Source organism: Phaeocystidibacter marisrubri, from assembly GCF_008933165.1.
GTDB classification, from domain to species: domain Bacteria; phylum Bacteroidota; class Bacteroidia; order Flavobacteriales; family Schleiferiaceae; genus Phaeocystidibacter; species Phaeocystidibacter marisrubri.
Genome location: NZ_WBVQ01000003.1, coordinates 35,374 through 50,296, shown reverse-complemented (window position 1 = coordinate 50,296; position 14,923 = coordinate 35,374). Strand labels below are relative to the sequence as shown.

13 protein-coding genes are annotated in these 14,923 nt (G+C 45.7%); 4 read left to right on the top strand and 9 right to left on the bottom strand.

The window, feature by feature from the left end:
* Positions 1-24 precede the first annotated feature (24 nt).
* The gene (locus tag F8C82_RS13390; protein ID WP_151694130.1) at positions 25-1,485 is read left to right on the top strand and encodes an NAD-dependent succinate-semialdehyde dehydrogenase; all 1,461 of its coding nucleotides are present in this window, start codon (positions 25-27) and stop codon (positions 1,483-1,485) included.
* Here the strand turns inward: F8C82_RS13390 and F8C82_RS13385 are convergent.
* From F8C82_RS13385 to F8C82_RS13350, 8 genes are read right to left on the bottom strand one after another with little or no spacing between them, the layout of a single operon-like run.
* The gene (locus F8C82_RS13385) at positions 1,482-2,678 is read right to left on the bottom strand and encodes a hypothetical protein (RefSeq protein WP_151694129.1); all 1,197 of its coding nucleotides are present in this window, start codon (positions 2,676-2,678) and stop codon (positions 1,482-1,484) included. The two genes, F8C82_RS13390 and F8C82_RS13385, sit on opposite strands and share 4 nt — an antisense overlap.
* 1 nt (position 2,679) lies before the next feature.
* Positions 2,680-3,699, bottom strand: a complete 1,020-nt coding sequence (locus F8C82_RS13380) for a DUF4421 family protein (protein WP_151694128.1) — start codon at positions 3,697-3,699, stop codon at positions 2,680-2,682.
* Positions 3,700-4,398, bottom strand: coding sequence for an ABC transporter ATP-binding protein (locus tag F8C82_RS13375; protein WP_151694127.1), 699 nt, complete (start codon positions 4,396-4,398; stop codon positions 3,700-3,702).
* The gene (locus tag F8C82_RS13370; protein WP_151694126.1) at positions 4,395-5,408 is read right to left on the bottom strand and encodes a DUF4421 family protein; all 1,014 of its coding nucleotides are present in this window, start codon (positions 5,406-5,408) and stop codon (positions 4,395-4,397) included. The genes F8C82_RS13375 and F8C82_RS13370 overlap by 4 nt, the downstream gene beginning before the upstream one ends.
* Entirely contained in the window at positions 5,405-6,640 is a 1,236-nt protein-coding gene (locus F8C82_RS13365) for an ABC transporter permease (protein ID WP_151694125.1), read from the bottom strand. The genes F8C82_RS13370 and F8C82_RS13365 overlap by 4 nt, the downstream gene beginning before the upstream one ends.
* Before the next feature lie 10 nt (positions 6,641-6,650).
* Positions 6,651-7,877, bottom strand: a complete 1,227-nt coding sequence (locus tag F8C82_RS13360; protein WP_151694124.1) for an ABC transporter permease — start codon at positions 7,875-7,877, stop codon at positions 6,651-6,653.
* A 10-nt stretch (positions 7,878-7,887) separates the two neighbouring features.
* The gene (locus F8C82_RS13355; protein WP_151694123.1) at positions 7,888-8,631 is read right to left on the bottom strand and encodes an outer membrane lipoprotein-sorting protein; all 744 of its coding nucleotides are present in this window, start codon (positions 8,629-8,631) and stop codon (positions 7,888-7,890) included.
* Between the two features lie 2 nt (positions 8,632-8,633).
* Positions 8,634-9,218 carry a TetR/AcrR family transcriptional regulator gene (locus tag F8C82_RS13350; RefSeq protein WP_151694122.1) on the bottom strand — a complete coding sequence of 195 codons (585 nt, stop codon included), beginning with the start codon at positions 9,216-9,218 and terminating at the stop codon, positions 8,634-8,636.
* 186 nt (positions 9,219-9,404) lie between these two features.
* Between F8C82_RS13350 and F8C82_RS13345 the strand changes: the two genes are divergently transcribed.
* The gene (locus tag F8C82_RS13345) at positions 9,405-9,818 is read left to right on the top strand and encodes a BrxA/BrxB family bacilliredoxin (protein WP_151694121.1); all 414 of its coding nucleotides are present in this window, start codon (positions 9,405-9,407) and stop codon (positions 9,816-9,818) included.
* Between the two features lie 136 nt (positions 9,819-9,954).
* Here the strand turns inward: F8C82_RS13345 and F8C82_RS13340 are convergent, their stop codons facing one another.
* Complete coding sequence (locus F8C82_RS13340; protein WP_151694120.1) at positions 9,955-11,343, bottom strand: T9SS type A sorting domain-containing protein; 1,389 nt, start codon at positions 11,341-11,343, stop codon at positions 9,955-9,957.
* Positions 11,344-11,561: 218 nt separating this feature from the next.
* Here F8C82_RS13340 and F8C82_RS13335 point away from each other — a divergent pair, with 218 nt between their 5' ends.
* Positions 11,562-13,346 (top strand): alpha-amylase family glycosyl hydrolase, encoded by a 1,785-nt coding sequence (locus F8C82_RS13335; RefSeq protein WP_170266267.1) that lies wholly within the window; start codon positions 11,562-11,564, stop codon positions 13,344-13,346.
* Positions 13,347-13,377: 31 nt separating this feature from the next.
* Positions 13,378-14,793, top strand: a complete 1,416-nt coding sequence (locus tag F8C82_RS13330; RefSeq protein WP_151694118.1) for an ArnT family glycosyltransferase — start codon at positions 13,378-13,380, stop codon at positions 14,791-14,793.
* Positions 14,794-14,923: the final 130 nt, after the last annotated feature.

Below are 14,923 nucleotides of genomic sequence, written 5' to 3'. Positions count from 1 at the left end.
TAGAAATCATTAAAAGATCTAATCATGTCGTTGCAGACCCTCAAGTTAAGCAATAAGAATCTAGTTCAAACCAACAGCTTTATCAATGGACGTTGGAAAAGCTCCGTCAATACTTTCCCCATCACCAACCCAGCAACGGGTGAAACCCTAGCTGAAGTTGCCGACGTGGGCGTTGAGGAAGCTGAACTAGCCGTACAAGCTGCTCATGCGGCCCTATCTGGTTGGAGTGGACGCTCAGCGCAAGAGCGACAAAAAACCATGGAGAAATGGCATTCGCTCATCCTTCAGAATTCCTCCGATTTGGCTCAACTCATGACCGCCGAAATGGGAAAACCCATTGTTGAAAGCAGAGGCGAAGTGCAGTATGGAGCTTCCTTTATCAAGTGGTTTGGCGAAGAGGGTAAACGAGTTTATGGCGATATCATTCCATCCCCTAAATCCGATAGGAAGATTGTAACCCTCAAACAACCCATTGGTGTTTGTGTGGCAATCACACCATGGAATTTTCCATTGGCCATGATTACTAGAAAAATTGCACCCGCCCTGGCAGCAGGATGCACCGTAGTGATTAAACCCGCGGAAGACACTCCGCTTACCGCGCTTGCTCTCGCTGAATTATCTCGAGAAGCAGGTTTTCCTGATGGAGTGATCAACATCATTACCTGCTCCAAAGCAGAAAGTGTGGGCACCCACTTGACCACTCATCCATTAGTGCGAAAAATATCCTTCACGGGATCTACCGAGGTGGGGCGTATACTTATGAAAAACGCTGCAGAAAACATTGCCAAGATTAGCTTGGAGCTAGGTGGGAACGCCCCTTTCATTGTGTTTGACGATGCAGATATTCCCAGCGCTGTTGAAGGAGCCATTGCCTCGAAATACAGGAATGCTGGTCAAACCTGTGTTTGTGCCAACCGGATCCTGGTACAGTCGGGTGTGTACGACGCCTTTATAGAAGCCTTTACTGAAAAAGTTCGTGCATTGAATGTGGGAAACGGAATGGATGAAGGCGTTCAAATTGGTCCACTAATCAATGCTGCAGGAATTGAAAAAGTAGAATCGCTTTTAGCCGACGCCACCTCCAAAGGTGCCAAAGTGACCACAGGAGGAAGTCGAAACTCATCGGGTGATTTGTTCTTTCAACCTACCGTAATTGAAGGGGTAAAAGAGGATATGAAAATGAGTTCTGAAGAGATTTTTGGTCCTGTATCTCCGATCTACAAATTTGAAACCGAGGAAGAAGCCATAGAGATGGCGAACAACACCATCTACGGTCTTGCCTCTTACTTCTACGCCAGGGACATTGGAAGAATTTGGCGCGTTTCCGAAGCTTTGGAGTACGGTATGGTAGGTGTAAACACCGGACTTATTTCAACAGAAGTTGCTCCATTTGGAGGCATCAAGCAAAGTGGAATGGGACGAGAGGGTTCAAAGTACGGCATTGAAGACTACATTGAGGTGAAGTATGTAGCCATGGACTACTAAAAGCTCCACTTTACACGTCCAAATATCGTCGTGTTGAACAGGGCAGGATTGTCCTCCGCATCTCGAGCCGTGAACATCTGAGCGAGAATCATAGCGTCCCAGTTATTCGATATGCTGTAAGTGACACCCGGCACCACTGCAGCTTGGTCAAAATTGTGCGACTGGAACCACGAGAAGTTCAGCGCCCAAAGCGACGTTAGATTGTAACTAGCGGTGAGCATCAAGGTATGTCGGTAAGGAAAAATATTTTTGCTAGACAGTCGCGTGTTTCTCAGGGCTAGTTGCTCAATCAATGTGGGGTTCAGGCTGCCCAAACCATTGTACAAGTACGATAACGAGGCATAGATCCCATTCCCAAACATGTAATCTCCGCCAATGGTCGCAGTGAAATTACTTTCACTTTCAACCTCATCGGTGCTGATATATTGAGCGAATTCTCCCTTGAAGCCCACACCACCGATAGCCCCTGCCCATCCACCGCCAATCACTACGTCGTGGTAGGTATATCCCACCAAAACCTGATAATCATACAATCGATAATTACTCTTGTACAAAGCTGCCAACGTACTTTCTTCCAACCCATTTGTAGAGGGTGAATAGGCCAGTGAAACCGATGAATATCCATCCCCTAAATTGTACTGGAAGTTCACGGCATCCGTACCGGGACGCTCTTCGTAGTCAAAATCAAAGTAATTGTATTGATTGAAGATATCGTTGGGATTAAACACATTGTGAATACCCCAATTGATACGCTGTCTACCCACTGTTAACGCGATGCGATTCGTTTCATAATGGAAGAACAATCGATCAATTTCAGAGAGAAAGACAACATCTCCATCGTCGTTCCAAACGTGCTTCAAATCCACCAATCCCGGATCTGAATCTACACTTTCACGAAAGCCCACCACCGAAGATTGGTAACCGTAAAAGATTCTATTTCTAACCCCCATTTCAACCGACCACCACGGGGGACCTGCGCTGTACTGGGTTCCGAACGAAAAATTCAGTCGGTTATGAATCAGGTGATCATCATATGAGGCGGGAATCGCATCTTGCAAAAAGGGAGGGATCAAGCCCTTGTTCACCCAAGTTTGAGATGGGAGATACTTGAGATATCCGCCTACAGTAAACTCCCTTTGTGCGAATGCACTAACCCCCATGAGGATGAGAAGTATGGAAAGTGACTTTTTCATTTTAATTCGACAATCCAAATCGCCCTAAGAACTTGCTCTTTGGCATGTTGATACGATATCCAATATTCACTCGTACATAAGTGTGAATATTGTTGAATAGATCACCATTGATGGGTTTTGTAAGCATATATCCGTTGGCTGACACACCTCCAAACCAGCGATCTGCGTGGTAGGACAACATGGCTCTACCTTCTACCATTCCACCGAGCTCCAGCTCAATGTTATTCCGAACATCGTTCACCTCTTCAACCACCCCTACCGAGGTGGCAATCCCCGGAGCCAGCATCAAGCCCAAAGACCACCGTTCAGAGAAGACGAATGAATACGTATATCCGATATTGATTCCGGTGGTGAGGGTTTCGTAGCCTGTTACATTCCGTAAATCATAGAAGAAAACTTCCGCGTCATCGGGAACAATAACCGTATCTGAAAATATGTGATCGTATCCCGCAGAGAGACCTAGTATCCAGCTTCCGGCCGACTTCTTCTGAGCCTGACTTTGCCATAACAGCGCGCGATGAGAATACGTCTCCTCGTTGAATCCATAATACGCATTTGCATAAAAAGTGCGCGATTGCAGTCCAGGAACCAAAGGCAGTGTAGCATTGTCATCAAACCAATTGGGGTTGAAAACTTCGGGATTGGAAATGTGATATCCTGAGTAGTGTTCATAGAACCCACGAATCCACCAGTGATCTCCGGTGTACCCAAGCGCCAATCCGAAGTTATCGGTCTCTCCTTTGATAGGGTCCGTGTAGTTAAAATGCCCCAATGGCGTGGTGAACCACACGTTGAGCCACTTGTAACTAAACATCAAACCGAAGGTGGGAAAACCGTTGTTTGTAGCCAGCCGCAACACGTTACCATAGCTACTAAAAGCCGCGAGATTATTGGCTTTTTGTTCCATCGCAAGGCTTAAATTCCCAAACTGCCGAAAGTCGCGCACATAGTTTGTGTCCTGTTGTGAGTACAAGAACAAACTAGAGAGCGTGAGGACAATCGACAGGAGGAATCTGGTCATTTAAGATCGTGTTTCGTCGTTAATGACTTTACCGTCTTCCAAAGTTATCACTCTTCTTGCCTTATCAATGACCCGTTGATCATGCGTTGCAAACAAAAACGTAATGTTCTCTTTTGCATTGAGTTCTGCCATGATATCCAACAAATTAGACGTAGAATGACTGTCCAAGTTAGCTGTAGGCTCATCGGCAATTACAAAGGTTGGTCGACTTGCTAAGGCTCTAGCTACAGCAACCCGTTGTTGTTGTCCTCCGGACAATGCGGAAGGCTTATCTCCTTCTCTCCCCTCCAAACCGACAGCACTCAGTAGTTCTTTCGCCCGCTTTGACCTTTCGGCCTTAGGAATTCCCTGCAACTGCATAATGAAGGAAGTATTCTCTTCAGCGGTTAAGACCGGAAGCAAATTGTAGGCTTGAAAAACGAAGCCGATGTGCTTCAATCGGAAATCGATCAGTGCATTCTCCGAAAGGTCGTTGATCACCTCTCCTGAAACCACAACTTGGCCACTAGTTGGCTGATCTAGTCCACCAATCATATTGAGCAAGGTCGTTTTACCACATCCAGAGGGACCTACAATGGCTGTAAACTCTCCTTGTGAAATCTTCAAACTCACACCGTCAACCGCATTCACAGCAACCGCGTCTGCATCGTATGTTTTGTGCAAATCTATCAGCTCTACAACCGTATTCGACTGACTCATAATCCAATGATATTAAGGGATTCTTCTACTTTCTTGGGAAGGGTAAATCGGTACCCGAGATATAGTCTGTTGTAACTGTTGAAATTGGAAACGGGACTTACTTCCGCACCTGCGGCAAACGATGAATATCCGATACTGGAAACCCCGAAATACCATTGGTCTCCATTGTAACCTACAATAAATCGGCCCTCTGTAAGGAACACGGCCCGAGTGGGTAAGTCCACATAGTCGTCTTCAGATTCATCAAAGGCATTGCTCCAATTCATCCCCAATCCAGGGGTGAGACCTATGTGCAGGAACCACTTGCGGCTATCACTCAACACAAAGGTGTATTGGTAACCCACATTCGCCGCAATGGAGCGACTACTCACTTCCCTCCAATTGGAGGCTTGTTCAAAATTCGGTTTCTGAATAGCCGGAATGAAGGCGCTATCACCAATAGCGCTTCCATACGAATACGTTCCTCCTGCCACCCAAGATCCGGCGCTCTTCTCTTGACGTTCCAACTGCCACAAACTGGCCATGCTCGAGTAATTCTCGTCATTGAAAACCCAATTCCAAGAGGCGTAATAGCGTACCGAACTGATATCGGGTCTGTACGGATATCCACCTGTACTATCTAGGTAATTGAAATCGATGAAATCAGGGTTGGTAAGATGATAGCCACTGTAAATCTCAAAGAAGTTTCGGAAATACCACTTGGGCATGGTAAAACCAAAGCCAATTCCAAAATTCTCCGTGTGACCATATACTTCATCCGAACCTTTTGAGCTCAGTCGTTTGGTAAATTCAAACGTCAGCCATTTATAATCTACACCAAAGCCAAAGCCGGTAATATCTGCCGTGCTGTATTCCAAACTCTGATCCGTCGAACTGGTAAAATCGAAAGATTCACTTTTGGTATTCAAGACGGAAGTCACCACCAACTTATCTCGAAAAGAAACAATATGATCTCTTTGTCCAACTGCCACTAGCGGCAGAAACAGAACTACGAAAACTACAACCCTCATACGCTTCGAATAGCTTCAACAGGATTCAACTTCAACGCTTTAAAAGCCGGATATAAAGAAGCCAAAAGCGTCATAACAACCACCATAAGAGCAATGCCAAAGTAATAATCCGGCACGGGAACAGGGTACACAATACTATCCATACCATAGGCATTCAAGCCCTCACCCACACTGCTCAAATCCATACCCGTAGAAGCCGTTGAAACAATGGTCAGGTGCCCCAACAGAATCCCAACCGGGGCTCCAACGGTACCAAGAAACAGTGTTTCCAATACAATCATTCCAAAGGTTCTACGCTTATTCATTCCAATGGCCATCAACATTCCCAGTTCGCGCTTGCGCTCTAAGATCGCCATCAACATCGTATTCAAGATACCAAAGGTGATGGCGAAAAGAATGATGCCAATGAAAATGTACAGACTCACAGCCATCATATCATCCGCGTACCCCAATTCGGGTGAAACCTCTTGCCAAGATTCCACTTCCAAATCTGGAAATTCCGCGCTTAACTTCTCCGCCCATTCTCGCGACGACTCTTTGTCGGCCAATTTGTAAATAATCTCATGAGCCACCCCTTCCTGCGCTTCAATATCTCGAGTTAAATCAGAGCGTAGAACCTGTACTGTACTCTTGTCGTACGCACTGGAAACCGTCTTGAACATCCCTGCGATATAGTATCGGCTACCCGCGCTATATCCATCAACATTCTGGAAATCGAACGTGATCCAATCTCCCAATTGCAGTTTCAATTTTTCCGCCAATGCAGTTCCAACATAGGCATAACTCACGCGTTCTGACGGTGGGAAATACTCTCCTTCCACCAAGCGTGTATTCAAATCACAAACCAATGTATCTCGAGCGGGATCAATCCCAGAAATCATCACTCCAGCAGAGCCTCTGGCGGAGGAAGCCATTCCTGTGATATTGAGTCTAGAAGTATGCGCAACATAATCTGGAATCTGTTTACTCGCTTCTTCAACTTCCTTCAAATTGGGGATAAACAAATTGACAAGTGGCTCTTCCGACCAGCCATTGGGGTGTACTTGAGCGTAACCGAGATAGGTAGAAAGGGCACTATCCGTTCTTTGCTCATTCATCCCCAAACTAAAGCCACTTAGAAAAATACCGGCCCAAATTCCAACGGCCATTGCAAGAACCACAACTGCACTTCTCACCTTACTTCGCCACAGATTTCTCCAGGCAATAACGATGGTCATTTTTAGCGTATTCATAGCAGAAAGATTAAGAGCGCATGGCGGTTACCGGTTTTAATCTCGATATGACAATAAGTCCGTAGCAACTGATCAACAATGTGAGGAAAAGTAAGCCCATACTGTGAACCAGAGGGATGGACCAATCTATACTGGATTGCATCGCTGCATCCATCCCCATATCCCTCATTGCATCCATGGCCTTTCCGGTTAGTTGAATGGGGTGATTGTGGTAATAGACACCGATAGGTCGGGTAATGACAATGGCAGCAACGCTTCCCAAAAGTGCCATGAAGAAGGCCTCCATGAAAGCAACCACCATCAATTGCCGCCTGCGCATACCAAGTCCAATCAACATCCCGTATTCACGCTTTCTTTCGGCGGCAAGCATGATAAAGGTTCCCAACAAACTAAAAGAAATCACAATGTATAAGATCCCTGCCATCAATATTCCTCCGGCAGAATCAGCTTGAATGGTTTGCACGAGTTCGGGCATCATTTCTCGCCAGTTCATCACCTCATAAACCGATGTATCCACCTTTGACCGTATGGCCTCCGTGAGCTCGGTGAGGTCCTCGTCAGGGGCAATATCGATAGCCAAAGCAGTGATTCGATGATCGGCCGCGTAGATATACTGGCTCATGGCCAAATCCATGAAAACCGTACCCTTGTTCAGGATGGGGTTAGAAAGAGTGGCGATTCCAGTAACGGGTTGTAAGGCTGGTGCACTCTGCCCGTGATATCCCTGTCCGATGAAAACGATGGAATCACCTATTCCTACCTTTAGAAAATCGGCGAGTTCAGAGCCTATAATCACTCCATCTCCTGGATAGCCAAATCCTTCCGGAGTTTGATTTGAAAATACTCCCTTGTCAAAGTGCATCACCGATTCGCGATCGATATCAAAACCCTCCACCTGAACGGGGCGAGAATGAAGACCTTCGCTTGAGAGGCTAAAGCTGGACAAACGGGGAGAAACGCCTACTACCCCTGAAACGCCTTCCACGGTTTCGATGAGGGATTCATCCATTTCAAAGCTGTTGTCTAAAGTCTGCTCCTCCCAATATCCCTTCTTGTGAATTTGAATGAAGCCCTCGTGCGATCCCACCACATTGCGGACCATTAAATCATAGGTGCCCAATTGAAGCATGCGCATGCTAATCACCGCAAATCCGGCAAAGAAAACCGCAGAAGCTGTAATGATCGTGCGTCTTCTATTTCGCCACAAATTTCTCCAAGCCAATCGTAAATAGAGCATAGAAGGTGATTTAACGTACGCGTCTCATGTTCTGAACCGAAAAGAAATTCTCTGGAAAAGTCACATCAAAATCCAATTCGATGTACTTCAGCTCTGTGTAATATCCATCCTCCTCGTCAAGAGGAGTCATTCGCATCCTGGAAGGAAGCGTTCGTCCATCAAATTCAACGACATCAAAACCCTCCATGCGTTGAACCAACTCATCGCGCTGATCGTAAAACTCCGTTTGCCATTGAAGATTTTCATCCACCGTAATCCAGGAGACCAATTTTCCCCAAACTACAGGCGCCTCGGGTTTAGGCTTGCTTTCAATCACATAGCACTCTTTCCCCCTTATGGTTTCTCGGCGAAGTAAGGTATGCGTATAATCCACCACCAGTGAGGATTCTCGCACTAGATCATCATTGTTGAAGTCACTGCCCATCCAACTTTGCGCCATCATACTCGGCGGCATTTTCACCTGGCGATTGATGGTCGGAATGTAGTTCCAAATCTCTTTATCGCGCTTTAAGAACACCGTGCCCTTATCTCTAGCTGGAGCATTGATCAGCACAAGACTGGAATCGCTTCCCGCACTCCATGATGTGGCGGTAATCGTTCTCTCCCACGTTGGACGAACTATCTTTATTTCCATCACTCCTTTGCTGGTTGATCCCCGGAGTTTGTCCTCGCTTTTCTTCACGATTTCATCGGCCGACTGACCATAGGAGAAAACAGAAATGACGAGGACGAGCAAGGTCAATAGTCTTTTCATCTTTATTGAGTCTTGAGGTTATATTCTGATTTGAGGCGGTTCACCATTTTTTCGAGAGGGTAGTCTTCTTTCATGCTTAGCAAACCCAAAGCAATTCCATCAAACTTGGCACCGATGTACAGTACTTCAGCTTCTGGATCGTCGTATCCCAGCTCTTCAAAGAGAGGAATCATCAACTGCAACTTGTTGGAGCGAATTGCGGAGATGTGATCGTGCAAACTTTCCACCACATCCTCTTGAAGTGCAAGTTGAATAAGCAAACGCACCCATTCCGGATTTCCCTTTGTGAAGAGTATGCTGATATCAATCATCTTCAACAATCGATCGTGTGCGGATTCATCTTCGCCAAAAACATCCCACACTTCAGACGACTGCTCCATGAGATTATCGAAAACGGCAATGAGGACATCCACCTTATTGTCGAAGTGATGATAAATCAACCCCTTTGACACACCTGCTTCTTTCGCAATGGTCGCCATGCTCGTCTTGTCAAACCCATGCTTGGAAAACAATGGAAAAGCCGCATCCAAGATCGCTTTTCGGGATTGCGCTTTTATCGATTTATTCTGTTCTGGAGTCCGAGGCATTTTTAATTGACTTAACGGTCAGTCAAAAGTAAGACAAATTTCTAAACCTAGAATAATCACCCGGTTAAATTTTCATTTTGACCAGAGGGGCATACGTCGTGTTCAGAATAGAAAAAACGAAATCGTATGAACCAATGGGTGATGAATGTGGTTGAACATTGTACTTTTGTACAAAATAATTCAGCTATGTATCCAGAAGACCTCATCGCGCCAATGCGTCAGGAGCTTACCAGCATCGGATTTAACGAAGCTCGTACCGCCGCAGAGGTAGATCAATATCTCGCAAACGAAGGAACCACACTTGTTGTCATCAACTCTGTATGTGGTTGCGCTGCCGGAAGTGCTCGCCCTGCCGTTCGTATTGCACTAGAGAACACCGACAAAAAGCCAACTCAATTGGTTACTGCTTTTGCAGGAAACGATGTAGATGGCGTGAATAGAGCACGTGCTGCTATGGCACCATTCCCACCATCATCACCTTCTATGGCCTTGTTCAAGAACGGTGAATTGGTTCACATGATTGAGAGACATCACATTGAAGGAAGAACAGCCGACATGATTGCTGAGAACCTAAAAATGGCTTTCGACGAGCATTGCTAATCGGACAAATAAAAGCCTAGAGTTTCCTCTAGGCTTTTTTTGGCTCCAGACGCAAAGCGTGATTAGATAAAATACAAAAGCCCCCAGAGGAAGAACCTCTGGGGGCTTTTTAATGTAACCCTTGGTCTCTCTTGGCTTACTGAATCACAAATTTCGTTGTGTTCACTTCGCCAGACTCATTAGTGAGAACAAGCATGTATACGCCTCCGTTCAATTCAGCGCGATCGATAACGAGCTCTTGAGAAGCTCCGTTGTATGTACGCAATGTGCGACCAGCAAGATCCAATACACGTGCATTGTAAACTCCTTCTGGAAGAGCAACTACTGCGCGTTCTGTCATTGGATTTGGAGTAAGGAAGATGTTTTCTTTAGAGAACTCATCTACGCTGATGCCCCCATCAATACCATTACAAGTATTGAATTCGTAACGAACAATGCTATTGTTTCCGTCGGTTGGACGCGCGAAGTAACGGTTATCAGAGAATGAACCGTTGTCCACACCACAACCACCGATTGAAGAGAAGTCAGCCGACTCTTCCACGGCACCGCTACCACCTTGTGCGTCAGGAGTACCGTTGATAAACTTCCACTGAACATCAGCTGGACAGAAATTAGGAACCGTTACAGAGTAAACTCCGTCACCGTCGTTGTCTAACATTTCCAATGCATTGGTTTGCCAGTTGGTGAAATCACCTGCGATAAAGATCTTACCGTCACCAGCAGGAACTTCGTTGTTCATGTCCACTTCAAAAGTGATATCAGCCGCTGGTGGATTCGGCACACAAGTACCATAGGCAATAGAATTGTAACAACGAACCGGAAGTACGGTATCTGTACCGAACTCAATCACACGGTTGGAACCACCTTCTGAGGTTCCCCAGTTGCTATTGATACGACACTTGCCTTGGAATGAAGCCAATCCTGTAGCGTTATCTACTTGCACGTTCAAATCTGTGTACGTAATCGTGTAAATCAAGTCACCATCTGAATCGTCCAATGTATCACCAGCCCATGCATTTGGTTCGCCTGCAAAATCAACAATGTCAGTTGCAGGATCGAATGAACATACATTGCTCATGTCAATTTGGATAGTTACATCCAAAATAGCAGGAGTTGTTGTAGGACAAATACCTGGATTCGGGTTGTCATAACAAAAAGTATCCAATTGAACCGCAGCACCACTTACCGTGAACGTACGGTTTCCTGAAAAACCAGACTCCCATCCGCCAACACCGTTGAGGAACTTGTATTCGTAATTACCATCTGGAAGGTTTGCAGTGAATGTCCAAATGCCGTCCATATCTGGATCCGCCATATAAACAGCACTATCTGGATTAGACGAAGCGTCATTCCAATCCGTGTAAAGGCCCGATGCATCAGCTGATGCAAAGTTACCTGCAGCAATCACAGTATCCTGATTGGGATTTGCTGCGTTAAGATCTACGGCAAAGTTAACAGCGTAAGTCTGAGCACCTGCTCCGAGTGAACCGCCAACCAACAATGCCAATGCGTAAAGTTTCTTCATAGCTATTCTGTTGTAAGTGTACTTTTTACAATTACTGCTAATTTAAGAAAAAACCTTTCACACGTAACTTGTATTTGAGAAAGTTGACAGGTGTCAAAAGAATTCGTGTAATTTGGACACTTATTACATGACCTGTTATGCGCCGAATCACAACATTCATCATCCTTTTCGCCCTTTTCTCACAATTTGGCATGGCCCAAAATTTTTCTATCGAACGAATGGATCCCCCTTCTTGGCGACCCGATTCGGATGGAGATCGATTGGAAATATTGGTAAAAGGTATCGACTTGAATCATGTTCAAGATGTTATATCTGACAATAGGAATGTCACTATCGCATCGTTTTCACTGGCAGACAATCCGCATTATATCTTCATCCGAGTTAACGTAAGTCCCGTTTCCCAGGAACAAGATGTAACGTTCACATTTACAGGAGGTAGAATATCTGAGTCCGTAAAATGGACCGTTAAACCAAAGGAAGCACACCATCATGGTTTATCGGCCTCCGACTATCTCTACCTCATTACCGCCGACCGTTTCGCGAATGGAAACCCGAAGAACGACGTGGTGGCGAGCATGAACGAAGACTCCATTGCCCGTTCAGAACCCTATGCACGTCATGGCGGAGACGTTGAAGGCATAACAGATCATCTTGATTACATTCAGAGTTTGGGTATCACAGGCCTTTGGATTAGTCCACTTGTGGAAAACAACGAGTATCAATCGTCTTATCACGGTTATGCCATCACCGATCATTACCAGCTAGATCCCCGAAATGGAACTAATGAAGAATACCGAGACTTGATCGATGAACTTCACGATAGAGATATGAAGATTGTAATGGACATGGTTTACAATCACTTTGGAGATCAGCATTACCTATTTCGCGACCCACCTTCTACATCCTGGTTCAACCAATGGAAAGAATATACGGGAACCAACTATAGAGCAACCGCTCTGATGGATCCATATGCATCCGACTTTGACCAAAAGAAGATGAGCGACGGCTGGTTTGACCATCACATGCCCGATGTGAATCAGCGCGACCCTCACATGGCTACCTGGCTTATTCAAAACAGCATTTGGTGGATTGATGAGTTTCATATTGATGCTTTCCGAATTGACACCTATGCTTATCCCGATCAAAAATTCATGGCGATCCTAGATAGCACCTTGCTTCATCGCTATCCTGATTTCTTCATTTTCGCTGAAACATGGGTCCATCACGAACCCACACAATACTGGTTTGTGCGTGATAATGTTGATCGCGCCTTCAATTCACACCTTCAAAGCGTAACGGACTTCCAACTCTACTTTGCCATCAAAGAAGCACTGACATCCGATCCGGGATGGAGTTCAGGCATTGCGAAAATGTACTACGTATTGGCCCACGACTACCTCTATTCTGACCCCAACCGATTGGTAACTTTTGTCGATAACCACGACGAGGGGCGCTTCTTCGGAATGATTGGTGAAGACATACGCAAGTACAAGATGGGTATAGGATTTATGCTAACTACCCGCGGTATTCCTTGCCTTTACTACGGCACAGAAATCTTGATGAAAGAAACCGATGGTCACGGTAAAATGCGTCAGGATTTTCCGGGTGGCTGGAAAGAAGATACGATCAACAAATTTGAAGTAGATAACCTGAGTGATCTAGAGCGAGAGGCTTTTGAATTCACGCAACACTTGGGTCAACTGCGAAGAGACGTTCCTGCTCTTTCTGTCGGCACCTTAAAACAGTGGGCTGTTACAGATGATGTATACGCCTACACTCGTCAGGCAGATGATAGAACTTTTATCATCTTGATGAATGGCGGAAGCAAAGAACGCGTGATTGACTTTGGCAAGTACGATGAAGTCCTTTGGGGTCACCGCCAATTTGAAGTGCACGGATCAACGGATTTCCCTACAGGCGAAGTCATCCATTTGGAGAACTCATTCAAACTCCTTCCCTACACCATTCACATTCTAGAAGTAAGCAATGAGCCATTTGAATGATGCTTAAAGCTAAATTCCTCAACTTTGCGGTGTGAAGAGAATTCTAACAAACGGCCCTGCATTAATTACAGCTGGAATTTGTGTTCTACTTATCCTCCCTCTATTGGTGATGGATGGTATGTTCATGGACGCTGTCATCTATTCTGCGGTAGGTAGAAACCTAGCCGAGGGCACAGGCACTTTTTGGTTCCCCTATTTTTCGGAAGCGCACATGGCAAGCCCGACTTTCCATGAGCACCCGCCATTGGCCTTTGGCTTTATGGCATTGTTCTACAAACTGTTTGGTTCCGGAATTCACACGGAACGCATCTACACTGGAGTTACGTTCATCATCACTGCCGTTCTTATTGTAAAATTTTGGCGGATGATTTGGCCAACGCATTACAAAATGGCTTGGCTTCCCGTGCTTCTTTGGGTCATCACTCCCTTGGTGATGTGGTCTTTCCGCAACAACATGCTCGAGAACACCATGGGCTTATTTGTGTTAGGTGGAACGATGGCAGCCTACAGAGGATTCAAGGCTGACACTCGACATTTCTACTGGGCCGCTTGGGCAGGACTCCTTGTAGTTTGCGGCTTCATGGTGAAAGGTTTACCTGCACTTTTTGTGTGGACTACACCGGTTGCCTTCGCTCTTGCTGAAAGAAAGAATTTTTGGAAGAGCATTCTTCAAGTTGTGATTATGATGGTAGTTGCGGGCATTGCAACCTTTGCCCTTTACATGTACGAACCCGCTCGAGAAAGTTTGGACATCTACCTCTTTGAGCGGACTGCCAACCGTCTGAATAGCGTTGGAACCACCGACAACTCCTTCACAATTGTAAAAGTCCTTCTGGAGAACCTCATCGTACCATTTGGACTTACAATTCTGGTGGGCACAATCTTCTCTCGTATCAACAAAGAGAGATTGCAATGGAGTCCAAGTATCTCCGCCTTGCTCTTTATGGGACTTGCTGGAAGTGTTCCCTTCATGCTCACTACGTATCAATACGGTCACTATCTCGTTCCAGTCATTCCTTTCTTTGCACTGGCCTTTGCAAGTATGCTGCGTCCGATCATCGAAAAGACAACCAGCAAATGGCGCAGGAATGTGGTTCTTCAAATCTCTGGATGGGTGCTTATCGGGGTGGGGATTGGAATCTCTGTTTATACGGCTGGGAAAGTTGGTCGAGACAGCGATCAACTGCACGATGTGCGCATTCTACGCGACAATCTTGAGTCGGGTACCATTCTTGAAACAGACGCGGCCACCAATTCTTACTGGTCATTTAAAGCTTACCTAGAGCGTTACGCTCATATTCGACTATCAGATAGAATTCAGTCGACCGAATCAGCCTATCAACTCGTGCCAAAAGGCGCTGCACCCAACAGTGCGCACCCCATTCAGTCCGACATCAGTGTTCAGTTGATTGAATTTGATCTGTACGAAGCAGATCATGGGGAATGACATTGCTGTTTGCAAACGATTGTATTCGGTTAAAAATGGCTTATCAGGTGAAAATCTGGTAGATTGGCATCACGGGGAGGTGGGCAAATTATTTTTACCCACGAAGCATCCCACAGCATTATTCGCCTTT

What these genes read in the sequence shown, in the direction of transcription:
- F8C82_RS13390 (WP_151694130.1), top strand. Translation starts at nt 25, where the DNA reads ATGTCGTTGCAGACCCTCAAGTTAAGCAATAAGAATCTAGTTCAAACC.
- F8C82_RS13385 (WP_151694129.1), bottom strand. Translation starts at nt 2,678, where the DNA reads ATGAAAAAGTCACTTTCCATACTTCTCATCCTCATGGGGGTTAGTGCA.
- F8C82_RS13380 (WP_151694128.1), bottom strand. Translation starts at nt 3,699, where the DNA reads ATGACCAGATTCCTCCTGTCGATTGTCCTCACGCTCTCTAGTTTGTTC.
- F8C82_RS13375 (WP_151694127.1), bottom strand. Translation starts at nt 4,398, where the DNA reads ATGAGTCAGTCGAATACGGTTGTAGAGCTGATAGATTTGCACAAAACA.
- F8C82_RS13370 (WP_151694126.1), bottom strand. Translation starts at nt 5,408, where the DNA reads ATGAGGGTTGTAGTTTTCGTAGTTCTGTTTCTGCCGCTAGTGGCAGTT.
- F8C82_RS13365 (WP_151694125.1), bottom strand. Translation starts at nt 6,640, where the DNA reads ATGAATACGCTAAAAATGACCATCGTTATTGCCTGGAGAAATCTGTGG.
- F8C82_RS13360 (WP_151694124.1), bottom strand. Translation starts at nt 7,877, where the DNA reads ATGCTCTATTTACGATTGGCTTGGAGAAATTTGTGGCGAAATAGAAGA.
- F8C82_RS13355 (WP_151694123.1), bottom strand. Translation starts at nt 8,631, where the DNA reads ATGAAAAGACTATTGACCTTGCTCGTCCTCGTCATTTCTGTTTTCTCC.
- F8C82_RS13350 (WP_151694122.1), bottom strand. Translation starts at nt 9,218, where the DNA reads ATGCCTCGGACTCCAGAACAGAATAAATCGATAAAAGCGCAATCCCGA.
- F8C82_RS13345 (WP_151694121.1), top strand. Translation starts at nt 9,405, where the DNA reads ATGTATCCAGAAGACCTCATCGCGCCAATGCGTCAGGAGCTTACCAGC.
- F8C82_RS13340 (WP_151694120.1), bottom strand. Translation starts at nt 11,343, where the DNA reads ATGAAGAAACTTTACGCATTGGCATTGTTGGTTGGCGGTTCACTCGGA.
- F8C82_RS13335 (WP_170266267.1), top strand. Translation starts at nt 11,562, where the DNA reads ATGGATCCCCCTTCTTGGCGACCCGATTCGGATGGAGATCGATTGGAA.